We start from the raw sequence: 24,050 nt of genomic DNA on the forward strand, positions 1-24,050 counted from the left end.
TTTGGAGACTATGAGTGGGGCTTTCCCCGATCAAAATTTTTGAACCCTTCGGACTTGAGCGTGCAAAAGGAATTGTTGCTGCTGTTTCAGGTGGCAGCGATTCTCTTGCGCTCCTTTTCCTCCTCAAAGATCATCTGGCGACATTGGAAAATCCGCCGCCACTGACAGCTGTTACCATCGACCATCGCCTGCGCGCTGAATCCGCCGATGAAGCAGAAAATGTCGGCAAACTGTGCCATGCCCACGGCATTGCCCATCGTGTTTTTGCCTGGGAAGAAGCCAAACCCAAGACCGGCATTGCGGCAGCAGCGCGATCGGCGCGCTACCGCTTGCTGGTTCAGGCCGCACAAGAAGTGGGCGCTGATTTTATCGCGACAGGTCATACGCGCGACGATCAGATAGAGACATTTCTGATGCGTCAGGAGCGAAGCTCTCATTCGGAAGCGCGTGGACTTGCCGCCATGGCTTCCCGTTCATGGCTGGAGAGTTCTGTTGAGTTGATCCGCCCCTTGCTTGATCAGTCGCGCATGACGTTGCGTGATGAACTGACGAAGAAGGGTATCAGCTGGATCGATGATCCAAGCAACGTCAATACCAGCTATGAGCGTCCGCGTGTAAGGCTCACTTCCGCTGCAGAAGCAGATCCGGAAACGATCCTCGCACAGATCGCTTTGGCAGGTGCTGCACGTAAACGCGACAACGCGGCGCTGATGTCAGCGCTGGCTGATCCAGACTGTGTGAAGATGAGCCCTCTCGGCACGATCTCGGTCGACACGGAAATTTATGCAGCATTGCCAGAAAATGTTCGACGTCTGTTTTCAGGCCTGCTTGCATCTATTGCAGGCGGACGACGTTTTCTCCCCGGCGATGCCGAGCGATCACGCATAGAGAGAGTTTTGTCCGGGAATGAAAAAACTGATCGTATGACGGTTTTTGGAGCGCTTGTTGAACTCGGGCGAAAAGGATTGCCGCACCGGTTTCGTCGTGAGAGGCGCAACCTGCCGATTATGCCGATTGAGACGGGTCAGAGGATTATCTGGGACGGGCGGTTTCGTTTCACAAATGAGGGCAACCGCACGCTGGAGATACGGAGCCCGGATCGCCAAGAGCTGGCAGATTTCATAGAGCTGTCGGAACTCGACGTCGATTCCGTTCAAAGAGACGCTTTGCTGGTTTTGCCTGCTATCTATGAAAACGGCAAACTATTGCAACTTCCAGCAGTTAACGGGCAGCAGCTGCCTGCAGGAATCACTGTCGAGAAACACTTCGCAATCTTCGATCATGTGCTTCCGGGCTATGATTTTGGGCTGGCAAATGCCGTTGAAAAGCGGTTTGGCCGTGAATGTCCTAATTTTTATAAACCAGATTGACAAGAATCGAAGGTGAGGGGGCTCTCGCGCCTTGGCAAGGCCTTCCTTCGATCCTATGTTAAGCCGAAACATCGTACCGCCCTTTTCTCGGGTGGCCGTGGTATCGATTGGACCCGATATGAATCCGAACTATCGCAACTTCGCCCTCTGGGCGATCATTGCTCTACTTTTGATAGCGCTGTTCAACCTGTTCCAGAGTCCTGGCCAGCGCACGAATTCCCGTGAAGTTTCTTACTCCCAATTTATCGATGACGTTTCAAACGGACGCGTGAAAGCGGTCACCATCACTGGTGAACGGATCAGCGGTACGTTTGCCGATAATGGATCGACCTTCCAGACCTATTCGCCGGGTGATACCGGACTGGTTTCTCGTCTTGAAGAGAAGGGCGTTGCAATCACCGCTCGTCCTGAAAGCGACGGCTCCAGCTCGCTCCTTGGCATTCTGCTTTCATGGTTGCCGATGATCCTTATTCTCGGCGTGTGGATTTTCTTCATGCGTCAGATGCAGGGTGGCTCGCGCGGTGCGATGGGCTTTGGCAAGTCGAAGGCCAAGCTTCTGACCGAAGCGCATGGTCGTGTGACGTTCCAGGACGTTGCAGGCGTTGAAGAAGCCAAGCAGGATCTCGAAGAAATCGTCGAATTCCTGCGTGATCCGCAGAAGTTCCAGCGTCTGGGCGGTAAGATCCCACGCGGCGTTCTGCTCGTAGGCCCTCCCGGAACCGGTAAGACTTTGCTCGCGCGCTCTGTTGCAGGCGAAGCCAATGTTCCGTTCTTCACGATCTCTGGTTCTGACTTCGTTGAAATGTTTGTCGGTGTTGGTGCAAGCCGCGTCCGCGACATGTTCGAACAAGCCAAGAAGAATGCGCCTTGCATTATCTTCATCGACGAAATCGATGCTGTCGGTCGTCATCGTGGTGCCGGTCTTGGCGGCGGTAACGACGAACGCGAACAGACCCTCAACCAGCTCCTCGTCGAGATGGATGGCTTTGAAGCAAACGAATCAATCATTCTGATTGCTGCAACCAACCGTCCTGACGTTCTTGATCCAGCGCTCTTGCGTCCGGGCCGTTTCGACCGTCAGGTCGTGGTTCCGAACCCGGATATTGTTGGTCGTGAGCAGATCCTCAAAGTGCATGTGCGCAATGTGCCGCTTGCACCCAATGTTGATCTCAAGGTTGTCGCACGCGGTACGCCGGGCTTCTCCGGTGCCGATCTTGCAAACCTCGTTAATGAATCTGCTCTTATGGCTGCGCGTCGCAACAAGCGTCTCGTGACCATGCAGGAATTCGAAGACGCCAAGGACAAGATCATGATGGGTGCGGAACGCCGTTCCGCCATGACGCCGCAGGAAAAGGCCAATACGGCTTATCATGAGGCAGGTCACGCCATCGTTGCGATCAACGTACCGAGCACCGATCCTGTTCATAAGGCGACAATCATTCCGCGCGGTCGTGCGCTGGGTATGGTGATGCAGCTTCCTGAAGGCGACCGTTATTCGGCAACCTATACCTGGATGGTATCGCGCCTTGCGATCCTGATGGGTGGCCGCGTTGCGGAAGAGCTGAAATTCGGCAAGGAAAACATCACGTCGGGCGCATCCTCTGATATTCAGCAGGCAACCAAGCTTGCGCGCTCGATGGTCACGCAGTGGGGTTATTCCGACAAGCTCGGTCGCGTTGCCTATGGCGACAATCAGGAAGAAGTGTTCCTGGGCCATTCGGTTTCGCGCACGCAGAATATCTCGGAAGCAACCGCGCAGATCATTGATGGTGAAGTGCGTCGTCTGGTTGATGAAGCCTATGCCGAAGCAACCCGCATCCTGACTGAAAAGCGTGAGGACTGGATTGCTCTGGCCGAAGGTCTGCTCGAATACGAAACGCTGAGCGGTGATGAAATCAAGGAACTGATTGCTGGCAACAAGCCATCGCGCGATCAGGGCAATGATACGCCGTCACGCGGTTCGGGCGTGCCGAAAGCCGGTAGCCCGCGCAAGCGTAAGGGTGAGGAACCAGGTGGTGAACCTGGCATCGAACCAAACCCGCAGCCGCAATAACCATCTGCAAAACTTACGAAAAGCCGGGCAGTCTGCCCGGCTTTTCTGCTTTTTTGGCAGACCAGATGAGAAAGGCTCGGTTAATGATTTCGGCGCATCATAGGAAAGATTTGGAGTTTCACGCTTTAAAGTAGTTTGTTTCTCCGAAAGGCGAAATTGCAATGACAGGTGGTTTTGCGGTAATAACGCAGACAATCGATTACCGGGCTAACGATCCCGGATGCCATTGCCGTCTCACGGATTAACAGCGACTGTATTTGATTGGTTCGAGACAGCTCTATGGCGCAACGCAAGGCTAAGAATATGACACGTAAATATTTTGGAACCGACGGCATTCGCGGAAAGGCCAACAGCTTTCCGATGACGCCTGATATTGCCATGAAAGTTGGTATGGCTGTCGGGCATATTTTCCGCCGCAAAGGCCAGGCCTCGCGCGTCGTGATCGGCAAGGATACGCGCCGTTCCGGCTATATGCTGGAAAACGCACTGGTTGCAGGTTTCACTGCCGCCGGTATGGATGTGTTTCTGCTCGGTCCAATTCCAACGCCTGCGGTCGCCATGCTCTGCCGTTCCTTGCGTGCGGATATCGGCGTGATGATCTCGGCTTCGCATAATCCTTTCTATGATAATGGCATCAAGCTGTTTGGCCCTGATGGTTTCAAGCTGTCCGATGAGATCGAGCTTAAGATTGAAAGCCTGATCGACAGCGATCTGTCCGCGCATCTTGCAACCCACGGTGAAGTGGGCAAGGCCAAGCGCGTCGACGGTGATATCTATCGCTATATCGAATTTGCCAAGCGTACGTTGCCACGCAATATATCGCTTAATGGTTTGCGCGTTGTGGTCGATTGCGCCAATGGTGCGGGTTACAAGGTTGCACCTGCAGCGCTTTGGGAACTCGGCGCGGAAGTCATCACCATCAATGATGAGCCGAACGGCATCAATATCAATGAGGATTGCGGCTCGACCCATCCGATTGGCCTTATGAAGAAGGTGCATGAAGTGCGCGCCGATGTCGGTATTGCACTGGATGGCGATGCGGACCGCGTTCTGCTTGTCGATGAAAACGGCACCGTGATCGATGGCGATCAGCTTCTGGCAGTTATTGCCGAATCATGGGCTAAATCGGACCGTCTGCAGGGCGGCGGTATTGTCGCGACGATCATGTCCAATCTCGGCCTTGAGCGCTTCCTGCATGATCACAATATGACGCTGGCCCGTACCAAGGTTGGCGACCGCTACGTGGTTGAACATATGCGCGAGCATGGCTTCAATGTAGGTGGCGAACAGTCCGGTCATATTGTTTTGTCGGATTTTGCAACGACTGGCGACGGTCTGGTGTCTGCGCTACAGATTCTTGCTGTTGCCCAGGAAGAGAACAAGCCGCTAAGCGAATTGTGTCGCAAGTTCGAGCCAGTGCCGCAGCTCCTCAAGAATGTTCGTACTGCTGGCGGAAAGCCGCTTGAGAACAAGAAGGTCAAGAGCGCTATCAACGAAGCGACTGATCGTCTGGGTTCGCAGGGACGTCTGGTTATTCGTCCATCCGGAACAGAACCGCTCATCCGGGTCATGGCGGAAGGCGATGACCGCGCACTCGTTGAGAAGGTCGTCAATGACATCATCAACGTGATTTCTTCGGAAAGTGCTGCGGCCTGATAAAACACCGATCTCAATAGAAATGGCGCGGCTTGTCCGCGCTATTTTTTTGTCCGGTGCAGCAGAGGTTGTAGTTTAGCAACTGTTAATAAACGTAGTTAAAAAACAAGGTTAAGTTGTATTTAACTTTTCCTGAATATTCTGCCTTTGAAAACTCGGTTCCGACGCGGTTGTGGCGTGACAGATTGATGGGGCAGATGAATGAACAGTCTTATTAAAACCTTTTGCGCAAGCCTTGCTGTATCGGCTGCCCTGACGGCAATGGCTCCTGCGGCTTTCGCTGCAGATTATATCGAGCCAGTGCCGGAAGTCGTTGTCGCTCCGCCAGCCGTTGGTGGTTGGTATTTGCGAGGCGATATCGGTTATTCTGCAGCGAAATTCCGTGGCGCAACCTACAGCTTGCCGGGTGGCGGTGGTTGCAACACCTGTGGTGAAGGCGACCCCGAAATTCATGGCGGCAAGCTGAAGGGCTCATTCTTGCTGGGCGGTGGTGTTGGTTATCAGGTCACTGATTATTTCCGCACCGACCTGACGCTCGACTATATGACGCGCGCTAAATTCACGAGCGATCGCGATGAAAGCAAGATGTCTGCTTTGTCGCTTCTGGCTAACGCCTATGTCGATCTCGGCAATTTCGGCGGCGTTACGCCTTACGTTGGCGCCGGTATCGGTGGCACTCGCGTCAAGTGGAACGACCTCGTCGACACCACCAATGGTGGTGTTCTCGAAGGTGATGCTGACTGGCGCTTCACCTACGCGCTTATGGCTGGTGCGTCAGTTGATCTGACACACAATCTCAAGCTTGATGCTGGTTATCGTTTCCGCCATATCAACGGCGGCAAGATGTTCAACGGAAACTATGGCGTTGGCGACGGCTACGACAAGGGCATGAACATCCACGATGTCCGTGTGGGTCTTCGTTACATGTTTGGCGGCTGAAAACGCAGATCATTGAATTCAAAGGCCCGGATTTCCGGGCCTTTTTGCTGCGACAAATAATCTTTCGCGCCGCCTTGTGAAATTTTTGCTTTCCGATATTTTCATCAGCGGGCCACGCCTCCCCAACGAGGCGCGTGCTATCTGAGAGGATAGGAAACAAAATGACGACGATTGCGAAGCCGGCAGTTCGCCCGGCTAACCCTAATTTTTCTTCAGGTCCCTGTGCTAAACGCCCCGGCTGGTCGCTTCAAGCGCTTGCCGATGCGCCGCTTGGCCGTTCGCACCGTGCGAAAATCGGCAAGACCAAGCTGAAAGAAGCCATCGACCTTACCCGCGAAATTCTCGGCGTTCCGGCTGATTACCGCATTGGCATCGTGCCTGCATCCGACACGGGTGCGGTGGAAATGGCCTTGTGGTCACTGCTCGGTGAGCGCGGCGTTGATATGGTCGCGTGGGAAAGCTTCGGCTCCGGCTGGGTCACAGACGTGATCAAGCAGCTCAAGCTGGAAGATACCCGCAGCTTTGTTGCGCCCTATGGCGAACTGGTTGATTTTGCTGAAGTTGATTTCGACCGTGACGTCGTTTTCACCTGGAACGGCACCACATCCGGCGTTCGCGTACCCAATGCCGATTTCATTCCTGCAAATCGTGAAGGCCTGACCATTTGCGATGCGACCTCGGCTGCTTTCGCGCAGCGTCTTGATTTTGCAAAGCTCGATGTTGTCACTTTCTCATGGCAGAAAGTGCTTGGCGGCGAGGGCGCACACGGCATTCTCATTCTTTCCCCACGCGCTGTTGCGCGTCTGGAAAGCTATAAGCCAGCATGGCCGCTGCCAAAGATTTTCCGCCTGACTTCTGGCGGCAAGCTGATCGAAGGCATCTTTGTCGGCGAAACCATCAACACCCCTTCGATGCTCTGCGTTGAAGATTATCTTGATGCACTGAGCTGGGCGCGTTCTGTCGGCGGTCTCGACGGTCTTGTCGGACGTGCGGATGCAAATTTTGCTGTGCTTGATGCTTTCATCGAGCGGACGCCATGGATCGCTAATCTGGCTCAGAAGCCTGAAACGCGCTCCAACACATCTGTTTGCGTGACGATTGTTGATCCGGAAGTGACGGCGCTTTCGGCTGATGCACAGGCAGCTTTTGCCAAGGGCATCGTCTCGGCGCTCGAAAAAGAAGGCGTTGCCTTCGACATCGGTGCGTATCGCGATGCGCCTTCCGGTTTGCGTATCTGGGCGGGTGCTACGGTTGAAGCTTCTGATCTTGAAGCCCTGACTGCATGGCTCGACTGGGCCTTTGCTGCACAGAAAGCTGCCCTGAAAGCCGCTGCATAATCGCAAGCGATGACAGTGCTGTGGCCGGAGTTGGGACGGTCATAGCCTGCTTGCCTTTCATTATCGTACAATTCGAAGGAGGCCCTTATGGCACCTCGCGTACTCGTATCCGATAAATTGTCGCCGACCGCCGTTCAGATTTTCAAAGACCGCGGCGTTGAAGTTGATTACCTGCCAGATCTTGGCAAGGACAAAGAAAAACTGCTCGAAGTCATCGGCCAATATGATGGTCTTGCTATCCGCTCTGCCACCAAGGCAACGGAAAAGCTGATCGCAGCAGCAACGAAGCTCAAGGTCATTGGTCGCGCCGGGATTGGCGTGGACAATGTCGATATTCCGGCAGCATCGCGCCGTGGTATCATTGTGATGAATACGCCTTTCGGCAATTCGATCACCACTGCAGAACATGCAATTGCACTAATGTTTGCAGTTGCGCGTCAGCTTCCCGAAGCTGACGTTTCCACGCGCGCTGGCAAGTGGGAAAAGAACCGCTTCATGGGCGTGGAAATCACAGGCAAGACGCTTGGTGTGGTCGGCTGCGGCAATATTGGTGCTGTGGTTGCAGCGCGCGGTATCGGCCTCAAGATGCATGTTGTTGCGTTTGATCCGTTTCTATCGGAAGCGCGGGCGCAGGAACTTGGCGTCGAAAAGCTGGAGCTTGATGAACTTCTGGCGCGCGCCGATTTCATCACACTGCACACGCCACTGACCGACAAGACACGCGGCATCATCAATGCCGATGCACTGGCTAAGACCAAGCCGGGTGTCCGCATTATCAACTGTGCACGCGGCGGTCTGATCGTTGAAAAGGATCTGGTTGCAGCACTGAAATCCGGCCATGTTGCCGGTGCTGGTATCGATGTTTTCGAGACTGAGCCCGCAACAGACAACGAATTGTTCAATCTGCCCAACGTGGTCTGCACACCGCATCTTGGTGCTTCGACTTCCGAAGCGCAGGAAAATGTGGCGATCCAGGTGGCCGAGCAAATGTCGGATTATCTGGTCAAGGGTGCTGTTTCCAACGCGATCAACATGCCGTCGATCACTGCAGAGGAAGCGCCGCGTCTCAAGCCATTCGTCAAGCTCGCAGAAGTTCTGGGTGCCTTTGTCGGTCAGGTGACGGACGAGCCAATTCAGGAAGTCGAAGTGCTTTTTGACGGCTCAACAGCTGGTATGAACACCCGCGCTCTGGTTAGTGCCGCACTTGCCGGTCTGATCCGTCCGCAGGTTGCTGACGTGAACATGGTTTCCGCACCGATCATGGTCAAGGAACGTGGAATCATCGTTTCCGAGATCAAGCGCGACAAGTCGGGTATCTTTGACGGCTATATCAAGCTGACCGTGAAGACCACTGAACGTGAACGCTCGATTGCAGGAACGTGTTTCTCGGACGGCAAGGCCCGTTTCATCCAGATCAAGGGAATCAACCTTGATGCGGAAGTCGGTCCGCACATGCTTTATGTCACCAATGTCGACATTCCAGGCATGATCGGTCTGCTCGGGACGATCTGCGGTAAGCACAATATCAATATCGCAAACTTCGCTCTCGGACGTAATCATCCGGGCGGTGATGCCATTGCGATGCTCTATGTCGATGACAGGATTCCACAAGCAGCACTTGACGAACTCATTGCTCAAGAGGCAATCAAGGCGGCAAGACCTTTGGAATTTAACATCGAGGAAGCTTGAGCGACATGACAGACGGGATTGAACAGGCAGAATGGCGGCGAATGCAAGCGCAGGACATAGCGCGCGTAACAGCCGTGGCCAATGTCGTTCACCCCGACTTCTTCGAGGATGAGGCGGTCTTCCGGGACCGCTTCAAAGTCTATCCGGCCGGTTGTTTTGTACTGGCCAATGGCAGCGAAATTCTCGGTTACGGCATCAGCCATCCATGGCAACTCGATTCGGTGCCTGCGTTGAATTCGATTCTCGGTGAGCTGCCGAAGGAAACGAGCACCTATTATATTCACGACATCGCACTTCTACCGGTGGTCCGCTCAGGCGGGCAGGCATCGCGTGTGGTCGAACTGATGGCCGCTCAGGCAGAGCGGGATGGTTTCGTCACCATGGCTCTTGTTGCCGTTAATGGTTCTCAGGGATTCTGGGAGAAAAAGGGCTTTGTTACCCGTGATGTGACCGCGCTCGAAGAAAAGCTGAAAGGCTATTCGGACGAGGCGCTCTATATGGTCCGCGCTGGCTAAGAGGCGTTTTGCCGCGAAATAGCCCTATTCTTGACACCGCTTAGCCACGGTTTTCCACGTTTTGCGAGCCGTTTTCCCACGTTTTCGTGAAAATATTCGCATTTTCTGCATGAAAGAGTCGCGCAAGCGTGATTGAGTCTGTATAGAGACGAGGGATCAGCACCCCGCGTTTCATTGACGGGGTTTGCTTGCGATCCTTGGGTTATATTTACGGCTGAGATGCCGTACCGAGGAGTTTTCTCAATGGCGAATGTAGTTGTCGTCGGGTCGCAATGGGGCGACGAAGGCAAGGGAAAGATCGTGGACTGGTTGTCCGAGCGCGCCGATGTGATCGTGCGCTATCAGGGCGGTCATAACGCGGGTCATACGCTTGTCATCGATGGCGTCAGCTACAAGCTTTCGCTTCTGCCATCCGGCCTTGTACGCGGCAAATTGAGCGTGATCGGCAATGGTGTTGTGGTCGACCCGCACCATTTCGTCATGGAAGTCGAAAAGCTGCGCGGCCAGGGCATCGAAATCACCCCTGAAGTTCTGCGTATTGCAGAAAACGCACCGCTTATTCTGTCCGTTCATCGCGAACTGGATGCGATGCGTGAAGGCGCTACCGAAGGCCTCAAGATCGGCACCACCAAGCGCGGTATCGGCCCTGCATATGAAGACAAGGTTGGCCGTCGTGCGATCCGCGTCATCGATCTGACCGAGCCGGACACCTTAGAGCCAAAGGTTGAGCGTCTGCTTGCTCACCACAATCTGCTGCGTCGCGGCATGGGCCTTGAGGAAATCGCGGTTGCGACCATTCTTGAAGAGCTGACCTCGGTTGCAGACAAGATTCTCCCTTATATCGATCAGGTCTGGCGCGTTCTCGACGAACGCCGCAAGGCTGGCGACCGCATCCTTTTCGAAGGTGCGCAGGGCGCGCTTCTTGATAACGACCACGGCACCTATCCGTTCGTTACCTCGTCCAACACTGTTGCCGGTCAGGCAGCTGCCGGTTCGGGTCTTGGTCCGACAGCAATCGGTTATGTTCTCGGCATTACCAAGGCTTACACCACTCGCGTTGGTGAAGGTCCGTTCCCGACCGAACTCAACGATGAAATCGGTGAATTCCTCGGCACCAAGGGCCATGAATTTGGCGTGGTGACGGGTCGTAAGCGTCGTTGCGGCTGGTTCGATGCCGTTATCGTTCGTCAGACGGTTCGCACTTCGGGCATCACCGGTATTGCACTGACCAAGCTTGATGTTCTCGACGGTCTTGAAGAAATCAAGATCTGCGTGGCCTATGAGCTTGATGGCAAGCGCATCGACTATCTGCCATCCTCGATGGGTGCCCAGGCCCGCGTGAAGCCGATCTATGAAACGCTGCCGGGCTGGTCGGAAACGACAGCTGGTGCACGTTCGTGGAACGATCTTCCAGCGCAGGCTGTCAAATATGTCCGCCACATCGAAGAGCTGATCGGCGCGCCGGTTGCAATGCTTTCGACGAGCCCTGAACGCGAAGACACGATCCTCGTTACCGATCCATTTCAGGATTGATTGATCTGAACTTCGGTTCTGCAAAAATAAAACACCCGGTTTGTCATCATGGCGGACCGGGTATTTTTTTAAGGTTTTTTCGCGATCATTTTGAAAGCGTTCACTTAATCGTTGCCGCAACCTTTGCTTTCCATCGATTATTGTGATTATTGAGACATTTACTGCATTTCGAACTCGCGGAAACTGGGTAAAACGGCATGGCGGATTTTGTAGCGGTTCTGAAAAAGACAATCGATGCGCAGGCAGACAAATCGCCTGAACTGCGGCAGCGTGTCTATGCAAAGGCACGCGCGACGATTGAACAGAAGCTTGTGACGGCGAATGCCTCGCAAGTTGTCGCTGTTCGCCAGCGCAAAATCCTCGAAGACGCTATTGAAGAAGTTGAAGCCTTTTATGCGCCTCCAGCTTCCCAACCGGCTTTTGAAGAACCCCAGACCGATCCGTTGGAAGATTTTCTGCACGAATCAACGCGTGCGGCAAACACATCTTCTTATGCAGATCGCGAACCGCAGATCGCAACCGAGCCCCGCTACTCGGATGATGACCATGACAAAGAAGATGAAGCATCGCAGGTTCAGCCCGGTCGTCGCGATGACTGGGGAGTGGAACGCGACCAGAATCGCGCAGACGAAAAGTCCTTTGCACGTCGCGGTGAATATACCGAACGCAGCAGCCCGAAGGAAAAGCGTTCCTACAAGGGGCTAATCATCGGTCTTATTGCTGTACTCGCTCTTGGTGGCGCAGGCTATGGCGTTTGGGCAAACAAGGACAAGCTTCAGGAGCTGGCATCAAGCCTTGGTCGCAGCGACGCACCGGCAAGCGGCGATAGCGGTACAGCGCAACAGCCGGACGGGCAAACGCCTCCGGCGGGACAGACTGCAGGCTCCGAACAGCCGCAGACGGGCGAGACACAAACCGGTCAGCAGCCGTCAACGCCTGAAGAACAGAAGATGACGCAGCGTCTGATGCCGGATGGCAGCGAAGTCGATGACGGCCCATCAGGCGGTCAGAACGGTTTGGGTGAAGGCAAATCAACAGCGGCTTCAACGCCTGGTGCCGAACAAACCAATACCCAGAATCAGCAGCAGCCTCAGCAGGCCGTGGCCGTTGGCCAGCAGGCGCTGCTTTATGAAGAACGTGGCGGCACGGAATCAGGTTCTGTTGAACGCGGCAATGTCGTCTGGTCGGAAATTCAGGAAAGCCCGAGTGAGGGTGAACCTGCAGCCCCAGCTATTCGCGCCAGCGTGACCATGCCTGACAGCAAGGTTGAGCTGAAAATGACGGTCCGCAAAAATACGGATCAGTCGATTCCAGCGAGCCATCTGATCGAAATGGTCTTCACCGTTCCAGATAATTTTGCCGGCGGTGTCGTCGATAATGTGCAGCGTATAACGTTCAAAGATACGGAACAGGCAGCTGGCAATCCGCTGATTGCAGTTCCTTCCAAGATTGCGGATAATTTCTTCATTATCTGGCTTAATGACGCAAAGACTGCACAGGACACCAATCTTTCGCTGATGCGTCGTTTGCAGTGGATCGATATTCCGATTTCCTATCGCAATGGCCGTCGCGCACTGATCAGCCTTGAAAAAGGTGTTCCGGGCGAGAAAGTCTTCAACGACGTTCTGGGCGCAAGCTAAACGAGACGAAATAAAAAAGGCCGCTTTGAGCGGCCTTTTCGTTTCAGCGATATACGCTTGATTATTTCTTTTCAGAGAAAGCCTTGATCGCCTTGGCTACTTCGTTTGCTGCGGTTTCAGCAGTATCGAAGCCGCCGAGTTCAACGGACTTGCGGCCTTCAGGCAGCTGCTTGTAAACGCGGAAGAAAGCTTCAAGGCGCTGCTGCTCGATCTTTGGCAAATCGGCAATTTCCTTGATGTTGTCGTAGGTCGGGTCGATCTTCGAGGTAGGGACAGCGACGATCTTATCGTCGGTCTCGCCGCCATCGATCATTTTAAGAACGCCGATTGGGCGAACCTTGATGATTGCGCCTGGAACGATTGGTTCGCGGGTGTAGACGAGCGCGTCGAGAGGATCGCCGTCGCCTGCAAGCGTGCTGGTGATCGAGCCGTAATTGGCCGGATAGACGACTGGCATCGACTGATAGCGATCCACAATGATGTGGCCGGTCTTGTCGTTGATTTCGTATTTGGTGAAGCTGCCCTGTGGGATTTCAATGGCAGTGAAGAATTCTTTTCCGTCCTGCTCTTTCTGAGGATAGTCCAGATAAGAGACATATTCAGACGCAGATACAGCAGTGGCAGCAGTAAGAGCGAGCGTTGCAGCAAGCAGGAGCTTTTTCATTGGGAGACCTTCAGGCTTCGGTGAAACACGTCACGTTGCCTAAAGCCATTCCATTACAGTTATTTGACGGTTTTTTATCGGTTGGATGACAGGTTGCATCGAATGATGCTTAGGCGGTTCGAAACCCGATCCTGTATGAAAATCAGACTTTGTTTTTCTTGATACATTTCAAAAGCAAACTGCCGCAAAACGGTTTCCCACTTTGCGGCAGTAGAAGGTCTGAAAATTATCAGTTTCAGGCGTGAGCTTCCTCGACATGGTTCAACGCCTTCTGCTGTTTGAAAGCTGCAGCCTTGACGGCAGCCTGTACTTTTTCAAAGGCACGCACTTCGATCTGGCGCACGCGTTCACGGCTGATGCCAAACTCGCCGGAAAGATCTTCCAGCGTCATTGGGTCTTCCGAAAGGCGGCGGGCTTCAAAGATGCGACGTTCACGTTCGTTGAGCGTGTCCATGGCCTGTTCAAGCAGCGAGCGGCGGCTTTCCAGTTCGTCCTGCTCGATCAGAACCTGTTCCTGGCTGCTGCTATCGTCAACGAGCCAATCCTGCCATTCGCCCGATTCACCTTCGCTTGCGCGCAGTGGCGCATTGAGCGAAGCGTCACCCGACAGACGGCGGTTCATGGACACCACTTCGTCTTCGCTAACCTTCAGCTTGGTCGCAATCTGCTTGACCTGATCCGGGTTGAGATCGCCATCGTCCAGCGCCTGAATCTTGCTCTTCATCTTGCGCAGATTGAAGAACAGGCGCTTCTGGTTGGCAGTCGTACCCATCTTCACAAGGCTCCACGAACGCAGGATATATTCCTGGATCGAAGCCTTGATCCACCACATCGCATATGTGGCCAGGCGGAAGCCGCGTTCCGGCTCGAAGCGCTTGACTGCCTGCATGAGACCGACATTGCCTTCGGAGATGACTTCGCCAATTGGCAAGCCATAACCGCGATAGCCCATTGCAATCTTCGCGACGAGGCGAAGATGGCTGGTCACCAGCTTGTGTGCGGCTTTCGGATCAGTGTGCTCGTGATAGCGCTTCGCCAGCATGTATTCTTCCTGCGGCTGAAGCATTGGAAAGCGGCGAATTTCTTCCAGATAACGGGTTAGGCCACCGTCACCGGATGTGATGCTTGGGAGATTAACCTGGGCCATAGAGCACCCTCCTTTATAATTTCAGGCTCCCTTTTGGCGAACCTGTCACGCTGGCTGCCTCCTGCACTTCCATCGTGAGCTTACATATATAGGTATGATTTTGGCGAAAACACGATCCTTAACCCCATGAAACAATGTGTCACTAGAATGTGAACAGTTGCCCAAGCTTAAAGGGCTGCACCAAATGGGCTGCAACCTTTTAAGATACCGTGTTTCCGCCCTGAAAATGCAATTTTTACAGGTCGTTTCATGCAGTGTGAAACTGCTAGATTTATCAGTATTATATAGAGTGCTGGCGGAAATTTTCCAGAAGCTGCTCCATATCTTCGGGTACATCCGCTTCAAAACGCATGATTTCTTCCGTTGTCGGATGGGTGAATGCCAGCAAAAAGGCATGTAGCGCCTGACGATGGAAACCCTGCACCGCGTTTTTCAAGGGCTCAGGCAGCTTGTTTGCCTTGGTCTTGTATGCGCTGCCATAATCCATGTCGCCGACGAGCGGATGGCCGATATGAGCCATGTGGACTCGGATCTGGTGGGTGCGTCCGGTCTCAAGGCGGCATTCGACGAGCGAGGCCAAGGCTGTCGCATCTTCGCGCGGGGCGAATTTTTCAATCGTCGAATAGTGTGTGATGGCATGGCGCGCATCTTCACGTTCTTCGTTGACGACTGCCTGTTTGGTGCGGTCGCGATGCGAGCGGCCAAGATGGGCGTCGATATTGCCCTGCGGACGCTCGGTCATGCCCCAGACAAGCGCGAGATAGGCGCGTTCCAGATCGCCGGTACGGCCATGATCTGCAAACTGCTCGCTTAAATGCCGATGGGAATGGTCGTTCTTGGCAACGACCATGACGCCGCTGGTATCCTTGTCGAGACGGTGAACGATGCCCGGACGGCGGATTCCTCCGATGCCGGACAAGCTATCGCCACAATGATATATGAGGGCATTGACGAGCGTTCCCGTCCAGTTGCCGTTGCCCGGATGGACAACCAGGCCTGCGGGCTTGTTGATGACGATGAGATCATCGTCCTCATAGAGAATATCCAGCGGGATGTTTTCGCCTTGCGGGTCGGCAGGTTCAGGCTCTGGCAGCACGACGGTAATCTTCATACCTTCGCGCAGCTTTTGCTTTGCACCACTGGCAGGGACATCATCGATGGTCACATGGCCATCAGCAATCAGGGACTGGACGCGACTGCGGGAGAGTTCCGGCCCCAATGCTGCGGCCAGCCACTGGTCTAATCTTTTGCCTGCAGCATCGAGGTCGGCAATTAGTTCTTTCAATTGTCTCTTCCCTTCGTTATCACGCGCCCACGCGGGTGCATGAACCGGAGTCATTTAATGCAGGATCCACACTATCCCCGATATCAGAATCAGCAGGATTCCGGATATCAGGACTATCAGCAGGGCTATTATCCGGAAGAGCAACAGCCGGAACCCCCGCTTGATCCAGCGATGGAGAAAGTCCGTCGCAAGATGATCCGTCTGCTTGCGGTTTCCATCGGTGTTATGTTGATTGGTCTTATGGCTGTGCTTGTCGCAGTTGTCTACAAGATCAATCGTGCTCCGGACGCAACAGAGACCGAAGCTGCCCGTTCCGACATTCCAGGACAGGCTGCAATTGCACCCCCTCAGCCGGAACCAGTCAAGTTGATCGAATCGCAGATCGAACTTGCACCGGGCACACGCTTGTTGTCGCAGAGCCTTTCTGGTCAGCAGCTTTCGCTGGAAACATTGCTGCCGGATGGCGGCACGGAAATTATCGTTTACGACTATCGCGAATCTCGCATCGTTGGCCGTATTAAACTCGGCAATGTCGAGTAATCGATGAGTTTGAGGGCGGCAGCGATGCCGCCTTTTTCAATTTTAGCATATTATTGTGCTCTTGATTGCACTCGGGCCTTTTCAGGCTTATATCGGCAGTAGCTTTTGCTCCGCGCCCATCGTCTAGCGGTTAGGACGGCGCCCTCTCACGGCGCAAACAGGGGTTCGATTCCCCTTGGGCGTACCAATCATCCAGACAGTTTCAATCAAACCTGCTGAATTGCAAATTGATATGACGTCAATTTGTGGCAAACATGCACGCGCACTTTTTGAGATGCCTGATGTCTCTAGCATTCCATCTCAACGTCGCTTAATGAAATAAGTAACTGATAATGTTTGCGACAAATCTACTCCCGATTAAAGACAGGTCGACACAAGTCGAACCGCTAGAATACTGAGAGTGAAAAAATGCGTCTTACGAAATACGCCTTTATCTTAAGCGCCGCTTTGGGAATTTACGCACCCTTGCAGGTTCCGGCACTGGCTCAGGCCGGGTTCGACTGTGGTAAAGCTTCGAGCGCAACGGAAAAAGCAATTTGCTCCAAGCCGGATATTGCCGAAGCGGATCGCGCGATGTCGCTGGCCTATTCTGCACTGCTTGAAAGATCCAGCCCGGCCTTGAAGACGGCGCTTCGCAACGATCAGGCCGCCTTTATCAAGACCCGGTCTGAAGCATTTGAAAGCAATCTGTCCAATCTGGACAACAGACTGACCGGCTTGCATGACCGGACAGAGATGCGCGCGGAGTTCCTGAACTGGGTGTCGGTTGTCGACAACACTTCGCTTGAAGGCAAATGGAGCAATGCCTGGGGCGTCATTAATGTCGAGAAGGACCAATCCGGAAAGCTCACCGTGAGCCTTGATGTTGCCGATCAGGCAAACGGCACCTGGGTATGCAGCTTCAGTGGTGCGCTTGAGCAGAAATCAGCCAGTGAGGCTGAATTCAAAGGTGATGGTGGCCCTCTGGTGTTGCGTCTCGACGGGGCTACGCTCAATGTTCCGACACCGTTCTGCGATGAGACAACATCAGGTGGCTTTGGCACTGCGGCTGGCACGTATTTCCGGATGGGTGCCCCTTAGCCGCTGATGTTGCCGGCGTGCCGTTATATTTTGTTCTGCTCAGGAACTTAATCGAGGAACTGGCCGGGCATGAACCAATCGAAATCTGTCAGAAAGCGGAATTGGTGCTTCTCGGCGATCATATCCCTGATTTTTGGGGCCGTGACGGCATTCATTTTCTATTACATCGTCTTCTTCGGCGTGGGTAGCGACGGCTACCTCGTCATTTTCTGTGTTTATACGGCGCCGGTAGGGATCCTTTTTGGTCTTTGGGGCCTGTTTTACTGGCGCAGCTCTGTTGCTTTCCTAGGGCTGGTTCTGAGCCTTTCGCCCCTCGTCTATCTGTGATTACACGATGAAAAGGGTTCCTCAGCAGGCGTGATCGATAAATGGTCTGGGGAGATGTTCCAATGCCAGTTGCGAAAATTTGCAACTGGCGCTCGGGAGGTGCATAATCGCGCTATGAGTGAATCGCACAAAAAACCCGATTATGAGTATGAGCTACGGCAGGCTGGGGTCCGAATTACACGGCCACGCCGCATCATTCTCAATATTTTGACCGAAACGGAAGACCATCCGGATGCGCTTGAGATTTTTCGGCGCGCGGTCGAGATTGATACCAGCATTTCGCTTTCGACTGTCTATCGGACAATGAAGCTGCTGGAAGAGCGCGGCGCAATTCATCGTCATGCTTTTGCTGGCGGGCCGTCGCGCTTTGAACAGGCGAGCGGCGCCCATCATGACCATATCATCGATATGGACAGTGGCGAGGTCGTCGAATTTCGCTCTGACAAGATCGAAAAACTGCAGGAAGAAATCGCCCGCACGCTCGGTTATGAGATCGTTCATCACCGTCTCGAACTTTATTGTAAAAAAATAAAATCCTAACGGAACTAAAATCGCTCATCGGCGTTTTGCATATGAAGACCACAACCCGCCCCGCAAGTGGTCTTCATCGCCCGCTTCAATCTCCCCGTATGAAGTGGGCAGCGAGAATGCCGCGCAGACGCCCCCGTTTATGCAGCTGGCGTTCCGCATATTCAAAGAAAAGCCGTTGTGGTGAGGACCATAACGGCTTCTCTTTTATCCAGCTTTAGAGCGCCATGCGCCCTCTCGGGCGCATAAAGGTCTCTCTAACACTCTAAATTTACAGCATAATTCCTTAAACTGATTCAAGTTTAAGGAATTATGCTGTAGAGCGCGTTTCACCCTTTCCGGGATGCGCGTTAATGCAAAAACTCCACGAGTATGACTCATGGAGTTTTGTTCAAGCTCAAGTGGCAACTGAACTTGTTCCAGGCGTGATACGTCAGCATCTTGAGCCGCCTTGGTATAATTGATGTTTAAAATATGCAGCTCAGGAATCGAACTGTTCGGCTGGCACTGTCAGAGAATAGACGGCACCTGCGCCATCGACGCGGTAATCTGCCTTGCCGCCGACTGCTGCTGGCACGATCCGTTGCAGGACTGCACTGCCAAAGCGCGGGTCATGATTATAAACCTCTGGCATGGCCGGATTGGTTTCTTCCCAATGGATGACGAGTTCTTCATCGCCATTTTCGGAGCGGTGGATTTTTGCAGAAATCACCACGCGACCGTAAGGGATAGAGAGGCCGCCAAAAGAGGTCGCATTGATAATCAGTTCATGCAGCGCCAAGCCGACATGCAAAGCCGCGCCCGGGAAGAGATAGGGATTATCACTTTCGACAGTCAGGCGGTCATCATTGATGTCGATATATTTCTCGATCTGCGAATGAACGAGGTCGAGAAACAACGCTCCGTGCCAATTGGAATCCGTCACCAGGTCCTGTGAATAGGAGAGGGACTGTATGCGGCCGCGAAATTTGAGAAGGAAATCATCAACAGAATCGGTGAAGCGAGCAGTCTGGCTCGCAATGCTTTGCACGATGGCGAGCAGATTCTTGGAGCGGTGACTGACTTCGCGGAGCAGTGTTTTCAACACCTGCTCACGGCGTTTCATTTCGCTGATCTCAAGTGCGGTCGTAACAAGACCGAGCACATTGCCTTCAGAATCACGATCGCAGTCGATGTGAAATTCTATCCAGCGCAGCTTGTCGCCGTCGTTGATGGCGAGCTCGACATTCTGTGCGGTTCCACTTTCCAACGCTGTGCGTTTGGCGTGATCGAGCCGGGACATAGAGGTTGAGAAAATGAAATCGCAATCCTGACCGCCAACTCTCCATTTTTCCTGCCAGTAGGAGGGAATATTTTCACCCCAGGCATAGAAAAGGTCGGGCGTCTGATACAGAACGCAAACATTGCTGTTACGGACAGCTCTCAGCAGTGCGCGCAAACGTGAAGCATCGGGCTCTGTGTCTTTGAGGGATTGGTGTGATGCTGCCATGAATGCCTCAACTGCCGCCCGTTTTAGAATCAAAATTGACTGGTGATTTATAAAAGCTGGTACTGGAAAAATGAACGACACTCGGCATTGTGTTAGGATGGATGCTGACTGTCATAGTGCTCAAAGGTTTTGATTTGTTATGAAAACCAATAATCGCGCCGTTGTTTGAGGCCATACAACGGCGCGATGGTTCTTTGGACTTATGGAAGGCGATATAGCGCCCCCCGCCTGTAAGCAGATTTCTGTCTATTACGCCTTGCGGATGGCCGATGCGATCAGAGATACGACCAACAGGGCAAGGAATACGAAGAACAGAATCTGAGCGATACCTGCTGAAGCACCGGCGATACCACCGAAGCCCAGAGCACCTGCTACCAGAGCTACGACGAGAAAAACGAGAGCGTAATAAAGCATTTTGAATCTCCTCTTCACTGATTGAAAGAGAAACGTTCGATCTATGCTTTTGGTTCCTCGAAATAGACAATTTACAGGTCCCGCCCCCAAAAAAATCACGCTTTTTCAAACGGATGGTTATTTGCCTCGTGCGCAGCTATGAGAAAGCGAATTCAGGTCTTTCGCTATGCGCTTTAAAGCCAATCCCCCTGAAAAGAGCGGATCTTTACAGGGGGGCTAACTTACCGGCTACAGCACAAAGGTCGCTATATGTGCAGAAACTTTACGCAGCAACCTGCGCAGCTTCCTCAAAGAACAGAGCCTGGCTTATGAGCGCTTTGACCATGTCCGGGTTAAATGGCTTCGTCACCAGGAACGTCGGCTCTGGTCGTTCTCCCGTCAGGAGGCGTTCGGGGAAGGCCGTGATGAAGATCACGGGAACGGTATCGTCCTGCAAAATTTCGTTGACTGCATCGATACCCGAACTGCCGTCGGCAAGCTGGATGTCGGCGAGAACCATGCGCGGCTTTTCTTTGCGATAAAGCTCAAGCGCTTCATCTTTGGTGCGTGCAATACCCACGACCTCATGGCCGAGGCTTTCCACCATCTGCTCGATATCCATCGCGATGAGCGGCTCGTCTTCGATAATCATGATGCGGGTTGCAACCTGCTTCGAGATTTCGGTGGAAGCTGCTGCAAGAATTCGCCCGAACTCACCATCTTCGAGTTCGAGAATTTCGGCTGCTTCACGATCGTTGAAACCTTCGACTGCGACGAGGAGAAATGCCTGTCGCGGCAAGGGGGCAATATGTGAGAGATTGCGCGCTGCCTGTTTTTCCCAAGCAAACTCGGAAGCAGGTTCCGGAATTTGAACAGAGGCCGTTTTGTAAAGATTGCAGAAAAGTCGATAAAGCGCGATCCGGTCTGCGGAGGCCTGCGGGAAAATGCTTATATCTGCGATCAGGGCTTCCAATGTGGCTGCTACATATGCATCACCCGAAGCCTGCGACCCGGTGAGGGCGCGCGAAAAACGGCGAAGATAGGGAAGGTGCGGTGCAATACGCGTCGATAACGTCATGATTCTGAGACTCCTCACTGCCGCAATTCTTGTTTTTCTACATACACCGCTGAAACCCGAAAGTTTCTGGAGAATGTTATAGAGCGCGGCATTATGGTACTCAAAACGCCACGGATTTAAAAAAGTTCCATGCAGATGCGATAAATTAGGGAACTTTTTGAGATCGGGTGCATTTAGGCTGTCGAGCAGGGGCTTGGTAACAGTGGAACATGGCTTGATGCCTGGATTTAATTAGAGATGACTGAAAAGAAAAACCTTCATGCGAACGGGGCTGGGTTACGGCTTAACGGGCGCGTCCGGAAGGACATTTTGGGTCCGAACTGCGAAGTGGGTCTCAAACTAAAAGCGCTTTATACTTCGATACAGGACGAGACCATTCCGGATCGTTTTCTGGATTTGCTGGAAAAACTCGATCAGGTTGAACAGGAGAGTATGCGTGAGCAGAACACTGGTTCCGTCGGCTGAGGAGTTGGCGCAGTTCAAGCGCGAACTGCTCGCGTCCTTGCCGAGCTTGCGCGCGTTTGCAGTATCGTTGATCGGTAAGCATGACCGCGCCGACGATCTCGTTCAGGACACAATCATGAAAGCCTGGGCCAAGCAGGATTCTTTCGAGTTGGGCACCAACATGAAGGCTTGGCTGTTTACAATTCTGCGCAATGAATTCTACACGCAGATGCGTAAGCGTGGTCGCGAAGTGCAAGATACGGATGGTATCTTCAGCGAACAGCTTGCAGTGCATCCTTCCCAATATGGCACGCTTGATCTGCAGGATTTCAAGGCAGCTCTTGAACAGTTGCCGGATGACCAGCGCGAAGCCATTATTCTGATTGGCGCATCGGGTTTTGCCTATGAGGAAGCTGCAGAGATTTGCGGATGTGCTGTTGGCACAATCAAGAGCCGTGTGAGCCGCGCCCGTACGCGTCTGCAAGAGATTTTGAAGATTGAAGGCGATGGCGATTATGGTCCGGATGCCGATTCCTCTCGCGTAACTTTGAGAAGTTTTGCCTGACAGTCGTCGTCTGACTTCAACATTTGCCTCCTGCGGCTCATGCGCTGAGCAAATGTTGGAACTAAAAACGGCCTCTAGGCTTTATCGACTTGAAGATTTCGCTTTGCTAATATTTGTTAACTATACCAGCGCCAGAGAACGTTCACGCTCTCTGGCGCTGGTTTGCAGCTTCAAAACGTTGACGTGCGGACCGGATAGGGATGCCTGAAACGCGAGGCCAAAGCTTAAAGCGCATTCCGAAAAGTGCGGCGCGGTTTTCGGAGCAAGATGCGCGTAAAAACAAACGGATCGAGCATTTTCAATGATCCAATCAAAGCAGGAAATGCTCTATTAGATTTATCGTGGACCGACCTTTGCCAGCAGCCTTTTCAAACCGTGTTATTAAGCCGTCATGGCGACCGATTGCTCTTATCGTGTCGCTCAGTCTGGTTTTGCTTTCGGCATTGATAACGCTGTTTCTTTCTTCCGGCGTTAACAGTCAGGTCGTTGATATATCGAAGAATTTCGAGCTGCGTGAGCAAGTCGGACGCGTGACCAGAATTGCTTATAACATCGAGATGAGCCGGCGCGGCTATCTTCTGACGCTCGATGATACCTATCTTGAACTGTATCAGCGCTCTATCGTGAACATCGATCAGACCATGTCCGACCTTGCGGCGCTGACGCAGGACAATCCACAACAGGATGCTCGTGTTCGAAAGATAAAAGCGCTGGTCGAGCGCGCGCATGATGACGTGCGTGAAACGATTAATCTTGCCAAGGCCGGTAAGGTGCAGGAGGCGATCAACAAGGTGAGGGGTGATGAGGGCAAAATCCTCATGGACCAGCTCTCCGATACCGTTTCCCAGTTTATCGATATCGAAGAACGTGAACTGGCTGAACGCAACGCGCATATTGATCGGATGCGCTACTGGATGACCGCTGCGTCGATCGTTGCGCTGATATCGGCTGTCATGCTGGGCTTTTTGCTTTTCACACGCGTTCAGCGTACAGCGCGCGCCCTCATTGAAGGGCAGACTGTGTTGCGCTCGGAGAAGGAGCTTCTTGAAGAGCGTGTGAGAGAACGGACGATGGAACTGGAACAGGAACGCGCCATCGCTGAACACGAGCGCAAGCGCGTCGAGATTTTGTTGCAGGATTCCAATCATCGCATCGGCAATTCGCTGGCAACAGTGTCGTCACTGCTTGGGCTGCAATTGCGCCAGACACAGAGTGAAGAAGCACGCGCTGCGCTGTCTGCTGCACGCGACCGAGTTCAGACCGTTTCGACGGCGCATCGCAGGCTAAGGCTTGGCGAAGATATGGAATCGACCCGTGTCGATGAATTCCTCGAGACTGTTATCGAAGATATTCGCAATGCCATTGGCGAGGACCGCAAGATCAGCTTCCATACGGATTTTGCACCGCTTGATCTGAAGGCGCGAGATGTCACCACCATCGGCATCATTTTGGGAGAGCTTATAACCAATGCCGTCAAGCACGCCTTCAAGGGTCGTTCCGAAGGTGAGATTTCCGTAAGCTTCACGCTTGATGACGATACCGGAACTCCTGCGCTGATCGTAGAGGATAACGGCGTGGGCTGGCAGAAGAACAGCACGGCGGATGTTAAGGAACAGACGGGTCTCGGAACGCTGGTTGTCGAGCAGCTCTGTATGCAGTTTGGCGAAAAGCCGGTCTATGCTTTGGCTGAGAACGGCTCAGGCACGCGCGTCATCGTGCGGCTCGCATCCCTCGCAAATGTGAAATCCGACGACGCAACAAAGTAAAATTGATTAGCA

At 53.2% G+C, this 24,050-nt stretch carries 22 protein-coding genes and 1 tRNA gene; 17 read left to right on the top strand and 6 right to left on the bottom strand.

Translation table 11 applies throughout. The features are described 5' to 3' along the window. Nucleotides 1–14: 14 nt before the first annotated feature. The 9 genes from tilS to ABWV94_RS18830 all read left to right on the top strand — a co-directional run bounded on the left by tilS (nucleotide 15) and on the right by ABWV94_RS18830 (nucleotide 12,732). Nucleotides 15–1,370: a tRNA lysidine(34) synthetase TilS gene (gene tilS / locus ABWV94_RS18790; protein ID WP_113497782.1), complete on the top strand. Its 1,356-nt coding sequence runs from the start codon at nucleotides 15–17 to the stop codon at nucleotides 1,368–1,370. 118 nt (nucleotides 1,371–1,488) lie between these two features. Beyond that, nucleotides 1,489–3,423, top strand: a complete 1,935-nt coding sequence (gene ftsH / locus ABWV94_RS18795) for an ATP-dependent zinc metalloprotease FtsH (RefSeq protein WP_007876567.1) — start codon at nucleotides 1,489–1,491, stop codon at nucleotides 3,421–3,423. A 303-nt stretch (nucleotides 3,424–3,726) separates the two neighbouring features. Next, the gene (gene glmM, locus ABWV94_RS18800) at nucleotides 3,727–5,079 is read left to right on the top strand and encodes a phosphoglucosamine mutase (protein ID WP_353414914.1); all 1,353 of its coding nucleotides are present in this window, start codon (nucleotides 3,727–3,729) and stop codon (nucleotides 5,077–5,079) included. Between the two features lie 201 nt (nucleotides 5,080–5,280). Beyond that, nucleotides 5,281–6,018: an outer membrane protein gene (locus tag ABWV94_RS18805; protein ID WP_007876562.1), complete on the top strand. Its 738-nt coding sequence runs from the start codon at nucleotides 5,281–5,283 to the stop codon at nucleotides 6,016–6,018. Nucleotides 6,019–6,179: 161 nt separating this feature from the next. Next, nucleotides 6,180–7,355, top strand: coding sequence for a phosphoserine transaminase (locus ABWV94_RS18810; RefSeq protein WP_007876560.1), 1,176 nt, complete (start codon nucleotides 6,180–6,182; stop codon nucleotides 7,353–7,355). Nucleotides 7,356–7,442: 87 nt separating this feature from the next. Then, a complete protein-coding gene (gene serA, locus ABWV94_RS18815; protein ID WP_064321036.1) occupies nucleotides 7,443–9,044 on the top strand; it encodes a phosphoglycerate dehydrogenase in 1,602 nt (533 codons plus the stop codon). Nucleotides 9,045–9,049: 5 nt separating this feature from the next. Further along, on the top strand, nucleotides 9,050–9,559 hold the full coding sequence (locus ABWV94_RS18820; protein ID WP_007876556.1) for a GNAT family N-acetyltransferase: 510 nt from the start codon (nucleotides 9,050–9,052) through the stop codon (nucleotides 9,557–9,559). 243 nt (nucleotides 9,560–9,802) lie between these two features. Continuing rightward, on the top strand, nucleotides 9,803–11,092 hold the full coding sequence (locus ABWV94_RS18825; protein WP_007876553.1) for an adenylosuccinate synthase: 1,290 nt from the start codon (nucleotides 9,803–9,805) through the stop codon (nucleotides 11,090–11,092). 197 nt (nucleotides 11,093–11,289) lie between these two features. Next, on the top strand, nucleotides 11,290–12,732 hold the full coding sequence (locus ABWV94_RS18830) for a transcriptional regulator (protein ID WP_113497786.1): 1,443 nt from the start codon (nucleotides 11,290–11,292) through the stop codon (nucleotides 12,730–12,732). Between the two features lie 61 nt (nucleotides 12,733–12,793). Here the strand turns inward: ABWV94_RS18830 and ABWV94_RS18835 are convergent, their stop codons facing one another. From ABWV94_RS18835 to ABWV94_RS18845, 3 genes are all read right to left on the bottom strand, one after another. Then, complete coding sequence (locus ABWV94_RS18835) at nucleotides 12,794–13,396, bottom strand: inorganic diphosphatase (RefSeq protein ID WP_007876549.1); 603 nt, start codon at nucleotides 13,394–13,396, stop codon at nucleotides 12,794–12,796. A gap of 235 nt (nucleotides 13,397–13,631) precedes the next feature. Continuing rightward, nucleotides 13,632–14,543: an RNA polymerase sigma factor RpoH gene (gene rpoH / locus ABWV94_RS18840; RefSeq protein WP_007876548.1), complete on the bottom strand. Its 912-nt coding sequence runs from the start codon at nucleotides 14,541–14,543 to the stop codon at nucleotides 13,632–13,634. A gap of 280 nt (nucleotides 14,544–14,823) precedes the next feature. Continuing rightward, on the bottom strand, nucleotides 14,824–15,882 hold the full coding sequence (locus tag ABWV94_RS18845) for an RluA family pseudouridine synthase (protein ID WP_215775686.1): 1,059 nt from the start codon (nucleotides 15,880–15,882) through the stop codon (nucleotides 14,824–14,826). Nucleotides 15,883–15,885: 3 nt separating this feature from the next. Here ABWV94_RS18845 and ABWV94_RS18850 point away from each other — a divergent pair, with 3 nt between their 5' ends. The 5 genes from ABWV94_RS18850 (at nucleotide 15,886) to ABWV94_RS18870 (ending at nucleotide 18,315) form a co-directional block, all read left to right on the top strand. Further along, nucleotides 15,886–16,368 (top strand): hypothetical protein, encoded by a 483-nt coding sequence (locus ABWV94_RS18850; RefSeq protein WP_007876543.1) that lies wholly within the window; start codon nucleotides 15,886–15,888, stop codon nucleotides 16,366–16,368. 112 nt (nucleotides 16,369–16,480) lie between these two features. Beyond that, nucleotides 16,481–16,555 (top strand) — tRNA-Glu (locus tag ABWV94_RS18855). A 221-nt stretch (nucleotides 16,556–16,776) separates the two neighbouring features. Beyond that, nucleotides 16,777–17,448, top strand: coding sequence for a lysozyme inhibitor LprI family protein (locus ABWV94_RS18860; RefSeq protein WP_007876542.1), 672 nt, complete (start codon nucleotides 16,777–16,779; stop codon nucleotides 17,446–17,448). Between the two features lie 69 nt (nucleotides 17,449–17,517). Continuing rightward, nucleotides 17,518–17,775: a hypothetical protein gene (locus ABWV94_RS18865; RefSeq protein WP_039860144.1), complete on the top strand. Its 258-nt coding sequence runs from the start codon at nucleotides 17,518–17,520 to the stop codon at nucleotides 17,773–17,775. Nucleotides 17,776–17,889: 114 nt separating this feature from the next. Beyond that, entirely contained in the window at nucleotides 17,890–18,315 is a 426-nt protein-coding gene (locus tag ABWV94_RS18870) for a ferric uptake regulation protein (RefSeq protein WP_007876540.1), read from the top strand. A 469-nt stretch (nucleotides 18,316–18,784) separates the two neighbouring features. Here ABWV94_RS18870 and ABWV94_RS18875 read toward each other — a convergent pair whose 3' ends face one another. The 3 genes from ABWV94_RS18875 to ABWV94_RS18885 all read right to left on the bottom strand — a co-directional run bounded on the left by ABWV94_RS18875 (nucleotide 18,785) and on the right by ABWV94_RS18885 (nucleotide 21,263). Beyond that, nucleotides 18,785–19,792 (bottom strand): sensor histidine kinase, encoded by a 1,008-nt coding sequence (locus tag ABWV94_RS18875; RefSeq protein WP_113497788.1) that lies wholly within the window; start codon nucleotides 19,790–19,792, stop codon nucleotides 18,785–18,787. Between the two features lie 249 nt (nucleotides 19,793–20,041). Beyond that, nucleotides 20,042–20,206 carry a DUF1328 domain-containing protein gene (locus tag ABWV94_RS18880; protein ID WP_007876538.1) on the bottom strand — a complete coding sequence of 55 codons (165 nt, stop codon included), beginning with the start codon at nucleotides 20,204–20,206 and terminating at the stop codon, nucleotides 20,042–20,044. A 262-nt stretch (nucleotides 20,207–20,468) separates the two neighbouring features. Next, nucleotides 20,469–21,263 (bottom strand): response regulator, encoded by a 795-nt coding sequence (locus ABWV94_RS18885; RefSeq protein WP_007876537.1) that lies wholly within the window; start codon nucleotides 21,261–21,263, stop codon nucleotides 20,469–20,471. Nucleotides 21,264–21,500: 237 nt separating this feature from the next. Here ABWV94_RS18885 and ABWV94_RS18890 point away from each other — a divergent pair, with 237 nt between their 5' ends. The 3 genes from ABWV94_RS18890 to ABWV94_RS18900 all read left to right on the top strand — a co-directional run bounded on the left by ABWV94_RS18890 (nucleotide 21,501) and on the right by ABWV94_RS18900 (nucleotide 24,038). After that, complete coding sequence (locus ABWV94_RS18890) at nucleotides 21,501–21,728, top strand: NepR family anti-sigma factor (protein ID WP_007876536.1); 228 nt, start codon at nucleotides 21,501–21,503, stop codon at nucleotides 21,726–21,728. Further along, a complete protein-coding gene (locus ABWV94_RS18895; RefSeq protein WP_007876535.1) occupies nucleotides 21,700–22,272 on the top strand; it encodes an RNA polymerase sigma factor in 573 nt (190 codons plus the stop codon). Before ABWV94_RS18890 ends, ABWV94_RS18895 begins: the two co-directional genes overlap by 29 nt. 353 nt (nucleotides 22,273–22,625) lie before the next feature. Continuing rightward, nucleotides 22,626–24,038 carry a sensor histidine kinase gene (locus ABWV94_RS18900; protein ID WP_113158614.1) on the top strand — a complete coding sequence of 471 codons (1,413 nt, stop codon included), beginning with the start codon at nucleotides 22,626–22,628 and terminating at the stop codon, nucleotides 24,036–24,038. Nucleotides 24,039–24,050 lie beyond the last annotated feature (12 nt).

It is taken from the genome of Brucella sp. NBRC 12953 (genome assembly GCF_040369775.1).
In the GTDB taxonomy this organism is placed as follows: Bacteria; Pseudomonadota; Alphaproteobacteria; order Rhizobiales; family Rhizobiaceae; genus Brucella; species Brucella pseudogrignonensis.

Bases quoted from the DNA above. Each gene is read 5' to 3' on its own strand.
- ftsH (WP_007876567.1), top strand. From the start codon at position 1,489: ATGAATCCGAACTATCGCAACTTCGCCCTCTGGGCGATCATTGCTCTA.
- glmM (WP_353414914.1), top strand. From the start codon at position 3,727: ATGACACGTAAATATTTTGGAACCGACGGCATTCGCGGAAAGGCCAAC.
- ABWV94_RS18805 (WP_007876562.1), top strand. From the start codon at position 5,281: ATGAACAGTCTTATTAAAACCTTTTGCGCAAGCCTTGCTGTATCGGCT.
- ABWV94_RS18810 (WP_007876560.1), top strand. From the start codon at position 6,180: ATGACGACGATTGCGAAGCCGGCAGTTCGCCCGGCTAACCCTAATTTT.
- serA (WP_064321036.1), top strand. From the start codon at position 7,443: ATGGCACCTCGCGTACTCGTATCCGATAAATTGTCGCCGACCGCCGTT.
- ABWV94_RS18820 (WP_007876556.1), top strand. From the start codon at position 9,050: ATGACAGACGGGATTGAACAGGCAGAATGGCGGCGAATGCAAGCGCAG.
- ABWV94_RS18825 (WP_007876553.1), top strand. From the start codon at position 9,803: ATGGCGAATGTAGTTGTCGTCGGGTCGCAATGGGGCGACGAAGGCAAG.
- ABWV94_RS18830 (WP_113497786.1), top strand. From the start codon at position 11,290: ATGGCGGATTTTGTAGCGGTTCTGAAAAAGACAATCGATGCGCAGGCA.
- ABWV94_RS18835 (WP_007876549.1), bottom strand. From the start codon at position 13,396: ATGAAAAAGCTCCTGCTTGCTGCAACGCTCGCTCTTACTGCTGCCACT.
- rpoH (WP_007876548.1), bottom strand. From the start codon at position 14,543: ATGGCCCAGGTTAATCTCCCAAGCATCACATCCGGTGACGGTGGCCTA.
- ABWV94_RS18845 (WP_215775686.1), bottom strand. From the start codon at position 15,882: ATGACTCCGGTTCATGCACCCGCGTGGGCGCGTGATAACGAAGGGAAG.
- ABWV94_RS18850 (WP_007876543.1), top strand. From the start codon at position 15,886: ATGCAGGATCCACACTATCCCCGATATCAGAATCAGCAGGATTCCGGA.
- ABWV94_RS18860 (WP_007876542.1), top strand. From the start codon at position 16,777: ATGCGTCTTACGAAATACGCCTTTATCTTAAGCGCCGCTTTGGGAATT.
- ABWV94_RS18865 (WP_039860144.1), top strand. From the start codon at position 17,518: ATGAACCAATCGAAATCTGTCAGAAAGCGGAATTGGTGCTTCTCGGCG.
- ABWV94_RS18870 (WP_007876540.1), top strand. From the start codon at position 17,890: ATGAGTGAATCGCACAAAAAACCCGATTATGAGTATGAGCTACGGCAG.
- ABWV94_RS18875 (WP_113497788.1), bottom strand. From the start codon at position 19,792: ATGGCAGCATCACACCAATCCCTCAAAGACACAGAGCCCGATGCTTCA.
- ABWV94_RS18880 (WP_007876538.1), bottom strand. From the start codon at position 20,206: ATGCTTTATTACGCTCTCGTTTTTCTCGTCGTAGCTCTGGTAGCAGGT.
- ABWV94_RS18885 (WP_007876537.1), bottom strand. From the start codon at position 21,263: ATGACGTTATCGACGCGTATTGCACCGCACCTTCCCTATCTTCGCCGT.
- ABWV94_RS18890 (WP_007876536.1), top strand. From the start codon at position 21,501: ATGACTGAAAAGAAAAACCTTCATGCGAACGGGGCTGGGTTACGGCTT.